Source organism: Pseudomonas svalbardensis (assembly GCF_030053115.1).
In the GTDB taxonomy this organism is placed as follows: Bacteria; Pseudomonadota; Gammaproteobacteria; order Pseudomonadales; family Pseudomonadaceae; genus Aquipseudomonas; species Aquipseudomonas svalbardensis.
The window spans coordinates 4769866-4787256 of record NZ_CP125619.1 but is presented as its reverse complement, the minus strand read 5'-3'; the positions used below and the strand labels follow the sequence as shown (position 1 = coordinate 4787256).

The following is a 17391-nucleotide window of genomic DNA, read 5'->3' as shown; positions in this document are numbered from 1 at the left end:
CACGGGTGGCGCAAGCGGCCCGTTTGAGGAGATAGCATGATCGTTCGTCCCGTACGCAGCAGCGATTTACCCGCTCTGATCGACCTGGCCCGCAGCACCGGCACCGGCCTGACCACCTTGCCGGCCAACGAAGAACGTCTGGCCCATCGGGTCGGCTGGGCCGAGAAGACCTTCCGCGGCGAAGCCGGGCGGGGCGATGCGGACTACCTGTTCGTGCTCGAAGACGATGACGGCCGTGTGGTGGGTATTTCCGCCATTGCCGGTGCCGTCGGTCTGCGTGAGCCTTGGTACAACTTCCGGGTTGGCTTGACCGTCAGCGCTTCGCAAGAGTTGAACATCTATCGCGAAATTCCAACGCTGTTCCTGGCCAATGACCTGACCGGTAACTCCGAGCTGTGCTCGCTGTTCCTGCACGCCGACTATCGCACCGGCCTCAACGGTCGCATGCTGGCCAAGGCGCGGATGCTGTTCATCGCCGAGTTCCCGCAGCTGTTCGGCAACAAGATCATCGCCGAGATGCGCGGCATGTCCGACGAAGCCGGGCGTTCGCCGTTCTGGGAAAGTCTGGGGCGTCACTTCTTCAAGATGGAATTCAGCCAGGCTGACTACCTGACAGGCGTGGGCAACAAGGCGTTCATCGCCGAACTGATGCCGAAATTCCCGTTGTACACCTGCTTCCTGTCGGAAGATGCACGCAACGTGATCGGCCAGGTTCATCCGGACACCGAGCCGGCGCTGGCCATGCTTAAAAGCGAAGGCTTCAGCTATCAGGGCTACGTCGACATCTTCGACGCCGGTCCTGCGGTGGAGTGCGAAACCGGCAAGATCCGCGCAATTCGCGACAGCCAGGCGCTGGTGCTGGCCATCGGCACGCCGGGTGACGACGCCACACCGTTCCTGATTCATAACCGCAAACGCGATGACTGCCGGATCACTGCTGCTCCTGCACGTTTCGCCGCCGGCACGCTGGTGGTCGATCCGCTGACCGCCAAACGTCTTCAACTCAACGCCGGCGATCAAGTGCGCGCCGTTCCGTTGTCCGCTGCCAGGGAGTCGAAATAATGAATTCGCTATACATCGCAGGTGAATGGTTGGCCGGCCAGGGTGAAGCCTTTCAGTCGCTGAACCCGGTAACCCAGCAAGTGCTGTGGGCCGGCGAAGGCGCTACCCCTGCTCAGGTTGAATCGGCCGTGCAAGCCGCGCGCCAGGCATTCCCGAGCTGGGCCCGACGTACCCTGGAAGAGCGCATCACCGTGCTGGAGGCCTTTGCCGCCGCGCTGAAGAACAATGCTGACGAACTGGCTCGCACTATCGGTGAGGAAACCGGCAAACCTTTGTGGGAAGCGGCGACCGAAGTCACCAGCATGGTCAACAAGATTGCGATCTCGGTGCAGAGCTACCGCGAACGTACCGGCGAGAAGAGCGGCCCGTTGGGCGACGCCACCGCCGTGTTGCGCCATAAGCCACACGGTGTGGTCGCGGTGTTCGGGCCTTACAACTTCCCTGGTCACTTGCCGAACGGTCACATCGTGCCGGCGCTGCTGGCCGGTAATAGCGTGCTGTTCAAACCCAGCGAGCTGACGCCGAAAGTCGCCGAGCTGACGGTCAAGTGCTGGATCGAAGCCGGTCTGCCGGCAGGCGTGTTGAACCTGCTGCAGGGCGCTCGCGAAACCGGTATCGCCCTGGCGGCGAATCCGGGGATCGATGGCTTGTTCTTCACCGGCTCCAGCCGCACCGGCAATCACCTGCATCAACAGTTTGCCGGTCGTCCGGACAAGATCCTCGCGCTGGAAATGGGCGGTAACAACCCGCTGGTCGTTGATCAGGTCGCAGACCTCGATGCTGCCGTTTACACCATCATCCAGTCTGCGTTCATTTCCGCTGGTCAGCGTTGCACCTGTGCCCGCCGCTTGCTGGTGCCGCAGGGCGCCTGGGGCGACACACTGCTGGCGCGTCTGGTGGCGGTCAGCCGTACGATTGAAGTCGGCGCGTTTGATCAGCAACCGGCACCGTTCATGGGCTCGGTGATTTCTCTCGGCGCTGCGAAAGCACTGATGGATGCGCAAGAGCATCTGCTCGGCAACGGCGCAGTCGCGCTGCTGGAAATGACTCAGCCACAAGCTCAAGCTGCCTTGCTGACCCCAGGCATTCTGGACGTAACGGCAGTGGCTGATCGCCCTGATGAAGAGCTGTTCGGCCCGCTGCTGCAAGTGATCCGCTACGCTGATTTTGAGGCGGCGATCGCTGAAGCCAACGACACCGACTATGGCCTGGCGGCCGGTCTGCTGTCGGATTCCGAAGCGCGTTATCAGCAGTTCTGGCTGGAAAGCCGTGCTGGCATCGTCAACTGGAACAAACAGCTGACCGGTGCTGCAAGCAGCGCGCCATTCGGCGGTGTCGGCGCCTCGGGCAACCACCGCGCCAGCGCCTACTATGCGGCAGATTACTGCGCGTACCCGGTCGCTTCGCTGGAAACCCCGAGCCTGACCTTGCCAGCCGCGCTAACCCCGGGTGTGCGGATGTCGTAAGACCGCCATCGCGAGCAGCTCGCTCCTGTAGGAGCGAGGCTTGCCCGCGAAGGCCGCGACTCGGTCTTACTGAATTGTTACCTGATGCCTATAACAACAGATTCTCGTGGAGCCTCGCTGATGAAATCCTATGAAGTCAATTTTGACGGTCTAGTGGGGCCGACCCATAACTACGGCGGTTTGTCCTACGGCAACGTCGCGTCCCAGAGCAACAGCCAGCAGTCTTCGAACCCGAAGGAAGCCGCGCTGCAAGGCCTGGCGAAAATGAAATCGCTGATGGAAATGGGCTTTCAACAGGGCGTGCTGGCACCACAGGAACGCCCGGACGTGGCAGCCCTGCGTCGTTTGGGTTTCAGCGGCACCGACGCTCAGGTGATTGAGCAGGCGGCTAAAGATGCAATGCCGTTGCTGGTGGCCAGTTGCTCGGCGTCGAGCATGTGGGTGGCCAACGCCGCCACCGTCAGCCCGAGCGCCGACACCGCGGATGGCCGTGTGCATTTCACCGCGGCCAACCTGAACTGCAAATATCACCGCAGCATCGAACACCCGACCACCAGTCGCGTGCTGGGGGCAATGTTCGCTGACCAGAAACACTTCGCTCACCACGCTGCATTGCCAGCCGTGGCGCAGTTCGGGGACGAGGGCGCAGCCAACCACACCCGTTTCTGCCGTGAATACGGCGAAGCAGGCGTCGAGTTCTTCGTGTTCGGTCGCAGCGCGTTCGACACCCGTTACCCTGCACCGCAGAAATACCCGGCCCGCCAGACCCTCGAAGCCTCCCAGGCGGTTGCCCGCCTGCACGGCTTGAGCGATGACGGCGTGGTCTACGCTCAGCAGAACCCTTCGGTGATCGATCAGGGCGTGTTCCACAACGATGTGATCGCGGTGGGTAACGGCGAAGTTTTGTTCTATCACGAGGACGCGTTCCTCGACACCGACAAAATGCTGGCTGAATTGCAAAGCAAGCTCGCCAAAGTCGGTGGGAAATTTCAGTCGATCTGCGTACCTCGTTCAGCGGTAACCGTGGAAGACGCCGTTCGTTCCTACCTGTTCAATAGCCAACTGCTGTCGCGTCCTGACGGCTCGATGCTGTTGATCGTGCCGGAAGAATGCCGTGGCAACGCGCGTGTCTGGCAGTACCTGCAAGGTTTGACCAGCTCCGGCGGCCTGATCCGCGAAGTGAAAGTGTTCGATTTGAAGCAGAGCATGCAGAACGGCGGCGGCCCGGCTTGCCTGCGACTGCGCGTCGCGCTCAACGAAACCGAACTGGCGGCCGTCAACCCAGGGGTTATCATGACGGCACCGTTGTACGGCACGCTGACCGAATGGGTCGACAAGCACTACCGCGACCGCATGACCGAAAACGATCTCGCGGACCCGCAATTGCTGCTTGAGTGCCGGACGGCACTGGATGAACTGACGCAAATCCTTAAACTGGGCGCGGTTTATCCATTCCAGATCAATTGAACGTCGAGAGCGTAAAAAACATGAGCGATACCCTGCAGCTGATCCTTGAAGACACCGACGGCACGCAACTGGAAACTTCCTGCACCCGCGTCGCGGTCATGTGGCAAGGCAAAGAGCTGTGGATTCAGCAGGACGGCCGCGGCCAATTGCTGATCGGCGTGGACGTCGAGGAAGGTGACGCTGAATACGCAAACCTGCTGCTGCGCCCATTGGCGACTAATCTGGTAAGTCTGCAACTGGAAATGGAACCGGCTGAAGTCGGTGACGAAGACCACGTGCACGGCCCGGATTGCGCACACGACCACTAAGGAAACCGCTCTATGCTCGCCCTCGGCAAACTGCTTGAACTGACCCTCGCCGGCCGCGAACCGGCGGAGAAGACTCAACTGACTGTCGAAGGCGTGCGCATGCGCTGGTTGAGCGAAGGTGCGCTGGAAGTCCGGCCACCTGAAGCTCGCGACAACGGCCTGGACCTGCTGCTGTCGGCCGGCATCCATGGCAACGAAACAGCGCCGATCGAGTTGCTTGATCGCCTGTTGCATGACCTCGCCCGCGGTGATTTGAAACCGCGCGCACGTATCCTGTTCCTGTTCGGCAACCCGGAAGCGATTCGCAAAGGCGAGCGTTTCATCGAGCAGGACGTCAACCGGCTGTTCAACGGCCGTCACGAACAAAGCAGTGGCTCCGAAGCCCTGCGCGCCTGTGAACTGGAGCGGCTGGCGGCGAGTTTCTTCAGCCTGCCGGATCGCAACCGTCTGCACTACGACCTGCACACGGCCATTCGCGGTTCGAAAATCGAGCAGTTCGCGCTGTATCCCTGGAAAGAAGGCCGTCAGCATTCACGCCTGGAACTGGCGCGTCTGCGTGCCGCCGGCATGGAAGCGGTGCTGCTGCAAAACAAGCCGTCCATCGTTTTCAGCTCCTATACCTACGACAAGCTCGGTGCGGAGTCCTTTACCCTCGAGTTGGGCAAGGCGCGGCCATTCGGGCAGAACGATGGGGTCAACGTCGATCTGCTGGAAACTCGCCTCAAACAGATCATCGAAGGCAACGAGCCGGCCCAGACCGAAGAGGCGCTGGACGGTTTGCAGCTGTATAGCGTGGCGCGAGAAATCATCAAGCACAGCGATAGCTTCCGCCTGAACCTGCCAGCGGACATCGAGAACTTTTCGGAGTTGGAAGTGGGTTACTTGCTGGCCGAAGACATCGCCCAGACCCGGTGGATCATTGAGGAGGAGGGTGCCCGGATCATCTTCCCGAACCCCAAGGTCAAGAACGGCCTGCGCGCCGGCATCCTGATTGTGCCGACTACCGACGAAAACCTCGCTTAACTGATCGTTCCCACGCAGAGCGTGGGAACGATCATTCAACTAGACGGCTACCGCGCGAGGCTCGCTACGACGCAGCGCTCGCATCTTGTGCAACGTATCCGCGCACGTCTTCGCCGCTTCCTGGCCTTTATGCACAAAGTGCTCGAAGAAGAACTTCTGATGTTCTTCGCCTGCATGGAAGTGGTGCGGGGTCAGGACCACCGAGAACACCGGCACTTCGGTTTCCAGCTGAACCTGCATCAAGCCGCTGATCACCGACTGGGCGACGAATTCGTGGCGGTAGATCCCGCCGTCGACCACCAGGCCCGCCGCGACAATACCGGCATAACGACCGGACTTGGCCAGCAGCTTGGCGTGCAGCGGTATTTCAAAGGCACCGCCGACTTCGAAGAAATCGATCTCCGATTCCTGATAACCCTGAGCAATCATTTCGGCCACAAAGCCCTTACGGCTCTGATCGACGATTTCCTTGTGCCAGCAGGCCTGGATGAACGCAACGCGCTCGCCTTGATGGTTTTTGCTTTTGCTATCGATTGCGGTGGGTTGCATGTTCTGACTCCTGTTTATGTAAAAAACAGGGCATATGAATCGAATGGGATTTAAGGGTACGCACGCTCGCACGAATGCCTGCGGACGGCCCTTTGGCGCCAATCCCGTTCTCTCTTCATCCGGACTATGACCGTCGGCCCCGGGATCACACCGGGTCTGCTGACCTTGCCGCCATCACAGCCATTGCCGTGCCTGTCGCCAAGCGCTCGCGGGCTATGCGCATTGCGCGCAATTACCGCCGGTGGGGAGTTGCACCCCGCCCTGAGAACGTTTTGCCGCCAGATTGTTTGGCGGCGAAGCGTTTTTAACACATATTTCTCACCTGTGCATTGCTGCTATCTGATGATTGCTATCGACTTTTTCGTCGTTTCAGGAAGCCTTTTCCTGCCCAAGGGTTGATTATTCGTCTGCATGACCGCAGTAACTCCTGACTGAAAGGGATTTTCCCTGCTTACCGAGGCCAGATTCATGAGCGTTATTGATCTTCGCAGCGACACCGTCACCCAACCGACCGCAGGGATGCTCGACGCGATGGCCAGCGCGGCCACGGGTGACGACGTTTACGGCGAAGATCCGACGGTCAATCGTCTGGAAGCCGAACTGGCAAAACGGTTGGGTTTTGCTGCGGCGCTGTTTGTCCCGACGGGCACCATGAGCAATCTGCTGGGCTTGATGGCCCACTGTGAGCGCGGTGACGAGTACATCGTTGGCCAGCAGGCTCACACCTATAAGTACGAAGGCGGCGGTGCGGCGGTGCTGGGTTCGATCCAGCCACAACCGCTGGAAGTGCAGGCCGACGGCTCGCTGGACCTGGCGCACGCCGCGGCCGCGATTAAACCGGATGACTTCCACTTCGCCCGCACCCGTTTGCTCGCGCTGGAAAACACCATGCAGGGCAAGGTTTTGCCGCTGGAGTATCTGGCGCAGGCTCGAAGCTTTACCCGTGAACATGGGTTGCAGCTGCACCTGGACGGCGCGCGGCTGTACAACGCGGCGGTCAAATTGGGTGTCGATGCCCGTGAAATTACTCAGCACTTTGATTCCGTCTCGGTCTGCCTGTCCAAAGGCCTGGGCGCGCCGATCGGTTCGGTGCTGTGCGGCTCGGTCGAGTTGATCGGCAAGGCGCGGCGTCTGCGCAAGATGGTCGGCGGCGGCATGCGCCAGGCCGGGATCCTGGCGGCGGCGGGTTTGTACGCGCTGGATAATAATGTTCAGCGTCTGGCTGACGACCACGCCAATGCGCAGTTGCTGGCCGAAGGCTTGCGAGCCGCGGGTTACGAGGTCGAGCCGGTGCAGACCAATATGGTTTACGTGCAGATGGGCGACAAGGCCGAGGCCATCAAGGCGTTTGCCGCCGAACGCGGGATCAAGCTGAGCGCTGCCGGACGTCTGCGCATGGTCACGCACATGGACGTCAGTCGCGCTCAAATCGAGCAGGTCGTCGCGACATTCGTCGAGTTTTCGCGCAACTGATAGCGTTAGCGGTCCAATTGACCGTTTCTATCGTATAAACACGCTGTACCCCGCGCGCAGGGCCGATATAATGCGGCCCTTTGCCGTCGCTTCGTCTGTTGACGTTTCGCACAGGCCTTTGGCCGCAGCCTCCGTGGAAGAACCTAATGAAAAGCGCAGAAATCCGTGAAGCCTTCCTTCGCTTCTTCGAAGAGCAAGGCCACACCCGTGTAGCCTCCAGCTCTTTGATTCCGGGCAACGACCCAACCCTGCTGTTCACTAACGCGGGGATGAACCAGTTCAAGGACTGCTTCCTGGGCCAGGAAAAGCGCGCGTACACCCGCGCGGTCAGCAGCCAGAAATGCGTGCGCGCGGGCGGCAAGCACAACGACCTGGAAAACGTCGGTTATACCGCCCGTCACCACACGTTCTTCGAAATGCTGGGTAACTTCAGCTTCGGTGATTATTTCAAGCGTGACGCCATCACCTACGCCTGGAACTTCCTGACGTCCGACAAGTGGCTGAACCTGCCGAAAGAAAAGCTCTGGGTCACCGTCTACGCCAGCGATGACGAGGCGTACGACATCTGGACCAAAGAAATCGGCGTTCCGGCCGAACGCATGGTTCGTATCGGCGACAACAAAGGCGCGCCGTACGCGTCCGATAACTTCTGGACCATGGGCGATACCGGCCCGTGCGGTCCTTGCACCGAGATTTTCTACGATCACGGCGCCGACATCTGGGGCGGCCCTCCGGGCTCGCCGGAAGAAGATGGCGACCGTTACATTGAAATCTGGAACAACGTGTTCATGCAGTTCAACCGCACCGCCGATGGCGTGTTGCACCCGCTGCCAGCGCCGTCGGTCGATACAGGCATGGGCCTGGAGCGGATCAGTGCCGTGCTGCAGCACGTTCACTCGAACTATGAAGTCGACCTGTTCCAGAGCCTGCTGATTGCATCGGCCAAGGCCATCGGCTGCACCAACGACAATCAGGCTTCCCTGAAAGTCGTCGCCGACCACATTCGCTCGTGCGGTTTCCTGATTGCCGACGGCGTGCTGCCGTCCAACGAAGGCCGCGGCTACGTGCTGCGCCGGATCATTCGTCGCGCCTGTCGTCACGGCAACAAGCTGGGCGCAAAGGGCAGCTTCTTCTACCAGATCGTTGCGGCACTGGTCGCCGAGATGGGCGAAGCCTTCCCAGAGCTGAAATCCCAGCAAGCGCACATCGAGCGCGTACTGAAAGCTGAAGAAGAGCAATTCGCCAAGACCCTGGAGCAGGGCCTGAAAATCCTCGAGCAGGATCTGGCCGAGCTCAAAGGCGACGTGGTGCCGGGCGACGTAGTGTTCAAACTCTACGACACCTACGGTTTCCCGATGGACCTGACCGGCGACATCGCTCGCGAACGCAGCCTGACCATCGACGAAGAAGGCTTCGAGCGCGAGATGGAAGCCCAGCGCGTCCGTGCCCGTTCCGCCAGCTCCTTCGGCATGGACTACAACAGCCTGGTCAAGGTTGATGTGGCCACCGAATTCACCGGCTATGAAGCGACTAAAGGTTCGGCGAAAGTCGTTGGTCTGTATAAAGATGGCCAGTCGGTGGACGTACTCAGCGAAGGCGAAGAGGGTGTGGTCGTACTGAACCAGACGCCGTTTTACGCTGAATCCGGCGGTCAGATTGGCGACTGCGGTTTCCTTCAGGTCGGCAATGCGCGCTTTGACGTACGCGACACCACCAAAACCGGTGGCGCCTTCTTGCATCACGGCGTGCTGGCCTCGGGCAGCCTGACCATTGGTGCGCCGGTAGAGACTCATGTTGATGCCGAAGTGCGTCACGCGACTTCGTTGAACCACTCGGCGACTCACTTGCTGCACGCGGCATTGCGCCAGGTGCTGGGCGACCACGTTCAGCAGAAAGGCTCGTTGGTCGACAGTCAGCGCCTGCGCTTTGACTTCAGCCACTTCGAAGCCATCAAACCTGAGCAGTTGAAGGCGCTGGAAGACATCGTCAACGCCGAGATTCGCAAGAACTCTGAAGTTGAAACCGAAGAAACCGATATCGAAACCGCCAAGCAGAAGGGCGCCATGGCGCTGTTCGGCGAGAAGTACGGCGACAATGTGCGCGTGCTCAGCATGGGTGGTAGTTTCTCCGTCGAGCTGTGCGGCGGTATCCACGCCAACCGGACTGGCGACATCGGCCTGCTGAAGATTATCAGCGAAGGCGGTGTGGCTTCCGGCGTGCGTCGTATCGAAGCGGTCACTGGCGCCGCGGCGCTGGCATACTTGAGCGCTGCTGAAGAACAACTCAAGGAAGCGGCCAGCCTGGTCAAGGGTAGCCGCGACAACCTGATCGACAAGCTGTCGGCTGTGCTGGAGCGCAACCGTCTGCTGGAGAAGCAACTCGAGCAGTTGCAGGCCAAGGCTGCCAGCGCGGCGGGCGACGATCTGTCGGCTTCTGCCGTGGATGTCAAAGGCGTGAAAGTGTTGGCCGTGCGTCTGGACGGTCAGGACGGCAAGGCGCTGCTGGCGCTGGTCGATCAACTGAAAAACAAACTCGGCCGCGCAGTGATCCTGCTCGGCAGTGTCCATGAGGAAAAGGTCGTTCTGGTTGCAGGCGTAACCAAAGACCTGACTGGCCAACTCAAAGCCGGTGATTTGATGAAGCAAGCCGCAGCGGCAGTGGGCGGGAAGGGCGGTGGTCGTCCAGACATGGCGCAGGGCGGTGGTACTGACGCTGGCGCACTGGATGCGGCATTGGCCCTGACTGTTCCATTTGTAGAGCAGGGTTTATAAGGCGGTGTGTCCGGCCCGCAGTCTAGTGGCGGGCCGGAACGCTGTTTGAGTGATTATTTGGGCGCCCTTCATGGGCAGAGGCGGCTTTGAAATGGCTTTGATCGTACAGAAATTTGGAGGCACCTCGGTCGGCACTGTCGAGAGAATCGAGCAGGTCGCCGACAAGGTTAAGAAATTCCGCGATGCCGGCGATGACCTGGTGGTTGTGCTGTCTGCAATGAGCGGCGAAACCAACCGTCTGATCGATCTGGCCAAGCAAATCAGTGGCGACGGCCAACCGGTTCCTCGTGAGCTGGACGTGATCGTCTCCACCGGTGAGCAGGTGACGATTGCACTGTTGGCCATGGCGCTGATCAAGCGCGGCGTGCCAGCAGTGTCCTACACCGGCAATCAGGTGCGGATTCTGACGGACAGTGCGCACAATAAAGCGCGTATCTTGCAGATTGATGACCAGAAGATTCGTGGCGATCTGAAGGCTGGTCGTGTGGTTGTTGTCGCCGGCTTCCAGGGCGTCGACGAGCACGGCAACATCACCACCCTCGGTCGTGGTGGTTCCGACACCACCGGCGTGGCGCTGGCGGCAGCCTTGAAGGCTGACGAATGCCAGATCTACACCGACGTCGACGGCGTCTATACCACCGACCCGCGTGTGGTGTCCGTGGCTCAGCGCCTGGACAAGATTACCTTCGAAGAGATGCTGGAAATGGCCAGTCTCGGTTCCAAGGTATTGCAGATCCGTGCGGTGGAATTCGCCGGCAAGTACAACGTTCCGCTGCGCGTACTGCACAGCTTCAAGGAGGGTCCGGGCACCCTCATTACTATTGATGAAGAGGAAACCATGGAACAGCCGATCATTTCCGGCATCGCTTTCAACCGCGATGAAGCCAAGCTGACCATCCGTGGCGTGCCAGACACCCCGGGCGTTGCATTCAAGATTCTCGGCCCTATCAGCGCCGCGAACATCGAAGTCGACATGATCGTGCAGAACGTCGCGCACGATAACACCACCGACTTCACCTTCACCGTGCACCGCAATGATTTCCAGGCCGCGCAAACCGTGCTGGAAAACACCGCTCGCGAGATAGGTGCCCGTGAAGTCGTTGGCGATATCAAGATTGCCAAGGTGTCGATCGTCGGTGTCGGCATGCGTTCCCACGCAGGCGTGGCCAGCCGCATGTTCGAATCCCTGGCCAAGGAAAGCATCAACATCCAGATGATCTCGACCTCGGAAATCAAAGTCTCCGTAGTGATCGAAGAGAAGTACCTGGAACTGGCTGTGCGCGCGCTGCACACAGCTTTCGAACTGGACGCACCGGCCCGACAGGGCGAGTGATGCGTTTGCCGAAGGGGCGGTCTGACCGCGCCCTTTGTTTTTTTGAATGGTGCGACCTGAGGCTGTTCTTTTGCTCGCGCTAGTCAATACTCAGGCATGTAGGGCTGCGATCGCTCCGGTTGTAGGTCGAGTGCCTTTTTTTTGCAGACTGTTGTCCCTGAAATGAAATGCGTGAGGAGAAAGGTATGCTGATTCTGACTCGTCGGTGCGCAGAAAGCCTGATTATTGGTGATGGCGAAATCACCGTGACCGTGCTCGGCGTCAAAGGAAATCAAGTGCGTATCGGTGTCAACGCCCCGAAAGAGGTTGCGGTCCACCGTGAGGAAATTTACCTGCGTATAAAGAAAGAGAAGGACGAAGAACCAAGCCATTAATTTTTATCGTTTTTTATGTTTGCAAACGGGGAAGAAGCTGGTTAATATACGCCCCGTGTTGCGGAGAGCTGGCCGAGTGGCCGAAGGCGCTCCCCTGCTAAGGGAGTACACCTCAAAAGGGTGTCGGGGGTTCGAATCCCCCGTTCTCCGCCATTATTTGCGTAGTACGTTGTAATCTAGCTTCTTCGGTAAGTGTTTGAAATTACTAGAAAAAGTGCTTTACATAGAGATTAAACGGCCTATAATGCGCGGCAACAAATGCACTCGTAGCTCAGCTGGATAGAGTACTCGGCTACGAACCGAGCGGTCACAGGTTCGAATCCTGTCGAGTGCACCATTTAAGAGTTGTTTGCAGTAATGTGAATGACTTGGCTTCAACCAGTTGTGATCTGGTATAAAAACACAAATGCACTCGTAGCTCAGCTGGATAGAGTACTCGGCTACGAACCGAGCGGTCACAGGTTCGAATCCTGTCGAGTGCACCAAACACCAAAAAGCCCGCGTTTAACGCGGGCTTTTTGCCGTCTGGGATTTGGCTTTTCCTTTGGTGCATCCTCTCTCATCGAACTCGACGTGGGCGCTACGACCTCGCTGGGTGTCGTAACGGTAGCTCGTGGCTGAATTGCGAATACTGATCTTGTCTGGTTTGCCAAGGGCGCTCTCGACGTCCTGCTGACTCATGCCGGCGACAATCCGCTGATTGATGATGGCTTCGCGGCGCTCTTTGGCGCTAATGAGGTTTCCACATTTGTCCTCGGTCTTGCCGACGACAGTCGGATCTCTCCTTTTGATTTTCATACCTGATGTTTCGCGATTCTCGGCTTCTGGCATGAGAGCGGTTGTGCTGCCCGGTGTGAGGGTGCGGACATCCTGTAGCGAAAGGCTGTCTCCGGCCGTACAGCTCAACGTAGTAAAGGTAATGCGCCCGTCGGCCGCCTCGCAGCGGTGAACGGTCGTGGCAAGCGCCCAGGGCGACGGGCAGAGCAGGGTAATCAATAAAAAATAATGTGCATTCGATTGCATTAAACGTCCTCCATGACGGTCCATCTCAAGGGTAGTCGTTACATTTTTCGGCTGTGGTGTGTTTTCTTTTCAGGATGAGTCGTCGCAGTTTCATGGATCAGGACGGTGCTCAGGTTTGTCTTGCAAGCGCTTGTTTCAGCCACGATTTTTTAACGTTTAAAACCGTCGGGCGGTGTATAATTGCGCCCGTCAGCCCCGCCGGGGCTTGTGGAATACCTCCATGGACTTACCCAGTAGTTACTCAGTACCCCATTTTTCCAATCATGAATTGACTGATTGATCCTTCCGGCGTGCCCCGCTGCTGGGAGTGGAGTTCGCCTATGTCTGAAGTTGAAGTAAAGAAAACGCAGGAAAGCTTGCAGGACCGCCTCGCTCAAGTTGTTGAGCTGCTGCAGCGTCAGCGGGTGGTCGAAGACCTGACTCATCGTCAGGAAGGTCCGCATCACGACCGGGTCGAGAACCTGGTTCACCGGCAAAACCTCGTCGAGCTGCAACGCAAGCTCGATGATCTGCACTCCGCCGACGTCGCCTACATCCTTGAAGCCTTGCCGCTGGGCGATCGTCTGACGCTCTGGCAATTGGTCAAGGCCGATCGCGACGGCGACATTCTGCTCGAAGTATCTGATTCGGTTCGTGAAACGCTGATCGCCGACATGGACGATCACGAGCTGCTGGCTGCGGCCAAGGATATGGACGCCGACGAACTTGCCGACCTGGCCTCCGAGCTGCCGCGAGACGTCGTCCACGAGCTGATGGAAACCCTCGATGGTCAGCAGCGTGAGCGCGTTCGCTCCGCGTTGTCCTATGACGAGGAGCAGGTCGGTGCGCTGATGGACTTCGAGATGGTGACGATCCGTGAGGACGTCAGTCTCGAAGTGGTGTTGCGTTACCTGCGTCGGCTCAAGGAGCTACCGGGTCATACCGACAAACTGTTTGTGGTCGATTACGACGGCGTGCTCAAGGGCGTGCTGCCGATCAAGCGTTTGCTGGTCAACGATCCGGAAAAACAGGTTTCGGAAGTCATGGCCAGCGACCCGGTGAGTTTTCACCCGGACGAAGACGCCTATGACGCTGCTCAGGCGTTCGAACGTTACGACTTGATCTCGGCGCCTGTGGTCGACAAGAACGGCAAGCTGATCGGCCGTCTGACCATCGATGAAATGGTCGACCTGATTCGTGAAGAGAGCGAAAACGAAGTTCTCAACATGGCGGGTCTGCGTGAAGAGGAAGATATTTTTGCGTCAGTCTGGAAGTCCCTGCGTAACCGTTGGGCCTGGCTGGCGGTGAACCTGATTACGGCATTCATTGCTTCTCGCGTGATTGGCCTGTTCGAAGGTTCGATCGAGAAGCTGGTGGCGCTCGCGGCATTGATGCCGATCGTGGCGGGCATCGGTGGCAACTCGGGTAACCAGACCATCACCATGATCGTTCGCGCCATGGCGCTGGACCAGGTGAGTACCGGTAATACCTCACGTCTGATGCGCAAGGAGCTGGCCGTCGGTTTGATCAACGGTTTGGTGTGGGGTGGGGTGATTGGTGCGGTGGCCTACCTGCTTTACGGTAGTTGGTCCCTTGGCGTGGTGATGACCGCCGCCATGACGCTCAATCTGTTGCTCGCGGCGTTGATGGGCGTGCTGATCCCCATGACGCTGGCGCGCCTCGGACGCGATCCGGCGATGGGCGCCAGTGTAATGATCACCGCCATGACGGACAGCGGCGGGTTTTTCATCTTTCTCGGGTTGGCGACGATCTTCCTGCTCTGACTTATCGACATTAGAAACCCGCCAATCAATCGGCGGGTTTTTTTTTGCCCGAATTTCAGGCAAAAAAAAGCCAGCGATTAAGCTGGCTTGAGCTTTCGGATGAAATCAGGAAGCGTCTGCGGCCATTTCGGCATCATGCGCAATCAGCGAAACAAGAGCGTTCTGCTGACGGTGGGAGAGTTGACGGAAGCGTTGCAGCAGTTCACGTTCGTGCAATGACAGCTCCGGGCTGTCCAGGCGCATGCTCAATTCTTCGCCCAACGCGCCTTCCTGAATAAGGCTCTGTTCAAGGCGCGCGATGATTTCGGAGTTCATGCTGCGATGATGATTGCGAGCCACCTCGGCAATGCGTTCACGCATTCCGTCTGGCAGACGTACGACGAACTTGTCAGCCGTACGGCTGGAATAAATTGCCTGTTTCAATGGGCGCATATATTTAACCGGTTAGTTCAGGGGAGCGGTTCTCGGGATTGGCCGCAGGATGTCTGATAGGACAAGCGGTCTGGCCAAATGTTCAACCTGAATTGATAGAGGCTCGCATCATGCCTCAAAGTAGCCAGTTCATTGGCGTCAATTCTGTGACAAATATTGAACTGGATAAAGGCGTTATGCCAGCACCAATTATCAGAAATGCGGACTGGTTTGAAAAGTTTGCCCTGGTCCGTATTACTGACCGCCTCCTCTTGCCCGACAGGTGATGTCCTGGGACGCCTGAAGGCGCATGCTGTGCAGATTCGATCAGTGTTCCTTACTTGTACAGGATAGTGGCAATTGGCCGATTTACTAGGGGAAGACGTGCAGTGGGAGGTGATTTCAGGATGGATGGCAGGCTGATTTACTTGATGGGACCTTCTGGGTCCGGCAAGGACAGCCTCATCGAAGCCGCTCGAGAGCCGTTGCAGGCGCTCAATTGTGAAGTGGTGCGTCGGGTCATCACGCGTTCGGCCGAATCAGTGGGCGAGGATGCGATTGGCGTTTCCCGGGAAGAGTTCGAGCAACACAGGGTCGAGGGCGATTTCGCGCTGTGCTGGAACGCCAATGGCCTGGATTACGGTATTCCGATCGAAATAGATCATTGGCTCAATGAAGGTCGACATGTCTTGGTCAACGGCTCTCGTGGCCATCTGGCTGAAGCGCTGCACCGGTATCCAACGCTGTTGCCGGTTCTTTTGACGGTCAATGATGAAGTCCTGCGTGAGCGTCTGCTGCACCGTGGTCGCGAGAGTTTTACGGAAATTGAAGCAAGGCTGCATCGCAATGGGTTATTCACGGCAGAGGGTTCAATCGGTGACACGCAGATTCATCGACTGGACAATTCAGGCGAACTGTTCACCACAGTTGCCAATCTGCAGGATCTGTTGAAGATTAACGCAGTACCGGATCGAACTTGATTTTGCGTCCGGCAATCAGCGCCAGCACAAACAGCGCACCGAACACGCCGCTGGCAATCAAAGGCAGGGTGAGGGCCGTATCCTGGACCACTGACAGATGAAGAATGCCGCTCAGTAAAGCGAGGATGAAAAACCCTGCGGCGGATTTGGACATGCGGTGCTCCTGATGGGGTGATTCAAAATACCAAACGTTCTGAAGACTGAGCCGGCAGCAGAATGCCCTCTTGGCTCACCTCTTGGCTGACAAAGCTGCGCTGGTCGCTCATAACCGCCAGTTGAGGCGCTCTTTGCACCTGAAGGTAATGAGGCATGCGTTGAGTAACCGGCTCAGCACCGCTCTCGGGGATAAAATGAAAGCCCAACAGAACCGTCAGAGCGATCGCGTTCGAGAGTAAAAGGGTGCTGTTCATGAGGCTGGCCTCCGTTGTTCTTCGAGAACAGCTAAAGCAGCCCGCATGCCAAGAGTTTAACGGTAATTAAATCCTTTAAAAACAATGAATTAAGATATTTGCCCGAAGTGCCTGCATTGCATTTTGCAATGATGGCTTTTTGCGGTGATGCAATTTGCACGGTAAACAAAGCCACGCTCCTGCGAGGCGACTGCCTACACTTAAAAAGCCCAACGGACGACATGACAAAAGCAGGCCTGCCCGTTAACATGCACGCCGTCCATCGCATCGCGTTTCTTCGTGGTCGATCTGTGTCTCAGTAGCTCAATTGGATAGAGCATCCCCCTCCTAAGGGGAAGGTTGGCAGTTCGAACCTGCCCTGGGACACCATATAACTCAAGGCCTCTAGAAATTCATGACCCCTCCGATAAACCCTTATGGGGCAGGGTGGGTGCAAGCGGATTGCTTCAGGCATAAAAAAGCCTCGCTCAGATAAATATCTGGCGGGGCTTTTTCATAACCGTTCCGTTCTATTAAGGAGAGGTATGGATACGCTGATGAGTTCGCTCTGGCCGCAATTGCGTCTGCCGGGGGCAGTGCTGTTCTATTGGTCGCCCTTGGAAAACACTAAACTACGAAGCGCCTGCTGAGCGATTTAGCCACTCAGTCGCATCGACCGGTTGAATCCACAACCCAAAGCTGACGCTCGCCAAGGTCTGAACTCGGCCAAAAACGAAAAAAGGGGTGCTTCAGTGACGATGTGGTCTGGGTTTCTGCTGCCCTGATGCTTTGTACGGAGCTTGGAAGTTTTCATAGTGGCAACCCAGGCTCATTGGTAAGGAAAAGAATTTTTAGACTGGGGTTGACCGCGTATTTTAATCCTGTATTATTTGCCTCCCGCTAACGAGCAGCTTGATGTTGTTCTTGGCCTAAGCAATTGATTTTATTAATAAAATCAGCTGTTTTTAAGGGTGCTACTTGAGGGCGTATGCTGTAGAA

The 17391-nt window shown here is 57.8% G+C and carries 16 protein-coding genes, 4 tRNA genes and 1 riboswitch; of the genes, 15 read left to right on the top strand and 5 right to left on the bottom strand.

Translation table 11 applies throughout. From position 1 onward, the window contains the following. The first annotated feature begins 36 nt into the window (after positions 1-36). The 5 genes from astA (at position 37) to astE (ending at position 5326) form a co-directional block, all read left to right on the top strand. On the top strand, positions 37-1062 hold the full coding sequence (gene astA / locus QFX16_RS22135; RefSeq protein WP_283181343.1) for an arginine N-succinyltransferase: 1026 nt from the start codon (positions 37-39) through the stop codon (positions 1060-1062). Next, complete coding sequence (gene astD, locus QFX16_RS22130; protein WP_283184615.1) at positions 1059-2528, top strand: succinylglutamate-semialdehyde dehydrogenase; 1470 nt, start codon at positions 1059-1061, stop codon at positions 2526-2528. Before astA ends, astD begins: the two co-directional genes overlap by 4 nt. Before the next feature lie 120 nt (positions 2529-2648). Continuing rightward, positions 2649-3995, top strand: coding sequence for an N-succinylarginine dihydrolase (gene astB / locus QFX16_RS22125; RefSeq protein WP_283181342.1), 1347 nt, complete (start codon positions 2649-2651; stop codon positions 3993-3995). 20 nt (positions 3996-4015) lie between these two features. Then, on the top strand, positions 4016-4303 hold the full coding sequence (locus tag QFX16_RS22120; protein ID WP_033056735.1) for a hypothetical protein: 288 nt from the start codon (positions 4016-4018) through the stop codon (positions 4301-4303). A 12-nt stretch (positions 4304-4315) separates the two neighbouring features. Further along, the gene (astE, locus tag QFX16_RS22115) at positions 4316-5326 is read left to right on the top strand and encodes a succinylglutamate desuccinylase (protein WP_134417948.1); all 1011 of its coding nucleotides are present in this window, start codon (positions 4316-4318) and stop codon (positions 5324-5326) included. A gap of 39 nt (positions 5327-5365) precedes the next feature. Here the strand turns inward: astE and QFX16_RS22110 are convergent, their stop codons facing one another. Continuing rightward, a complete protein-coding gene (locus QFX16_RS22110; protein ID WP_007943897.1) occupies positions 5366-5875 on the bottom strand; it encodes a 6,7-dimethyl-8-ribityllumazine synthase in 510 nt (169 codons plus the stop codon). Between the two features lie 102 nt (positions 5876-5977). Further along, a riboswitch (FMN riboswitch) is annotated at positions 5978-6148 on the bottom strand. 195 nt (positions 6149-6343) lie between these two features. Between QFX16_RS22110 and ltaE the strand changes: the two genes are divergently transcribed. From ltaE to QFX16_RS22075, 7 genes are all read left to right on the top strand, one after another. Continuing rightward, positions 6344-7348 carry a low-specificity L-threonine aldolase gene (ltaE, locus tag QFX16_RS22105; protein ID WP_283181341.1) on the top strand — a complete coding sequence of 335 codons (1005 nt, stop codon included), beginning with the start codon at positions 6344-6346 and terminating at the stop codon, positions 7346-7348. Positions 7349-7494: 146 nt separating this feature from the next. Then, on the top strand, positions 7495-10119 hold the full coding sequence (gene alaS / locus QFX16_RS22100; RefSeq protein ID WP_283181340.1) for an alanine--tRNA ligase: 2625 nt from the start codon (positions 7495-7497) through the stop codon (positions 10117-10119). Positions 10120-10210: 91 nt separating this feature from the next. Next, complete coding sequence (locus QFX16_RS22095) at positions 10211-11452, top strand: aspartate kinase (protein WP_031319071.1); 1242 nt, start codon at positions 10211-10213, stop codon at positions 11450-11452. A 185-nt stretch (positions 11453-11637) separates the two neighbouring features. Next, a complete protein-coding gene (gene csrA / locus QFX16_RS22090) occupies positions 11638-11826 on the top strand; it encodes a carbon storage regulator CsrA (RefSeq protein ID WP_002554426.1) in 189 nt (62 codons plus the stop codon). A gap of 62 nt (positions 11827-11888) precedes the next feature. After that, a tRNA-Ser gene (locus QFX16_RS22085) sits at positions 11889-11979 on the top strand. A gap of 107 nt (positions 11980-12086) precedes the next feature. Beyond that, positions 12087-12163 (top strand) — tRNA-Arg (locus QFX16_RS22080). A 71-nt stretch (positions 12164-12234) separates the two neighbouring features. Continuing rightward, positions 12235-12311 (top strand) — tRNA-Arg (locus QFX16_RS22075). Between the two features lie 19 nt (positions 12312-12330). On the opposite strand, the gene QFX16_RS22070 is transcribed toward QFX16_RS22075, so the two are convergent. Next, complete coding sequence (locus QFX16_RS22070) at positions 12331-12849, bottom strand: cell envelope protein SmpA (protein WP_283181339.1); 519 nt, start codon at positions 12847-12849, stop codon at positions 12331-12333. 320 nt (positions 12850-13169) lie between these two features. Between QFX16_RS22070 and mgtE the strand changes: the two genes are divergently transcribed. Continuing rightward, positions 13170-14612: a magnesium transporter gene (gene mgtE, locus QFX16_RS22065; RefSeq protein WP_283181338.1), complete on the top strand. Its 1443-nt coding sequence runs from the start codon at positions 13170-13172 to the stop codon at positions 14610-14612. 105 nt (positions 14613-14717) lie between these two features. Here mgtE and QFX16_RS22060 read toward each other — a convergent pair whose 3' ends face one another. Then, a complete protein-coding gene (locus QFX16_RS22060; RefSeq protein WP_003178899.1) occupies positions 14718-15044 on the bottom strand; it encodes an Arc family DNA-binding protein in 327 nt (108 codons plus the stop codon). A 386-nt stretch (positions 15045-15430) separates the two neighbouring features. Here QFX16_RS22060 and phnN point away from each other — a divergent pair, with 386 nt between their 5' ends. After that, positions 15431-16003, top strand: a complete 573-nt coding sequence (phnN, locus tag QFX16_RS22055) for a phosphonate metabolism protein/1,5-bisphosphokinase (PRPP-forming) PhnN (RefSeq protein WP_283181337.1) — start codon at positions 15431-15433, stop codon at positions 16001-16003. Here the strand turns inward: phnN and QFX16_RS22050 are convergent. Then, a complete protein-coding gene (locus QFX16_RS22050; RefSeq protein ID WP_283181336.1) occupies positions 15978-16157 on the bottom strand; it encodes a PA3371 family protein in 180 nt (59 codons plus the stop codon). The two genes, phnN and QFX16_RS22050, sit on opposite strands and share 26 nt — an antisense overlap. A gap of 22 nt (positions 16158-16179) precedes the next feature. After that, positions 16180-16413 carry a hypothetical protein gene (locus tag QFX16_RS22045; protein ID WP_283181335.1) on the bottom strand — a complete coding sequence of 78 codons (234 nt, stop codon included), beginning with the start codon at positions 16411-16413 and terminating at the stop codon, positions 16180-16182. Between the two features lie 292 nt (positions 16414-16705). Between QFX16_RS22045 and QFX16_RS22040 the strand changes: the two genes are divergently transcribed. Further along, positions 16706-16782: transfer RNA gene (locus QFX16_RS22040), tRNA-Arg, on the top strand. Positions 16783-17391 lie beyond the last annotated feature (609 nt).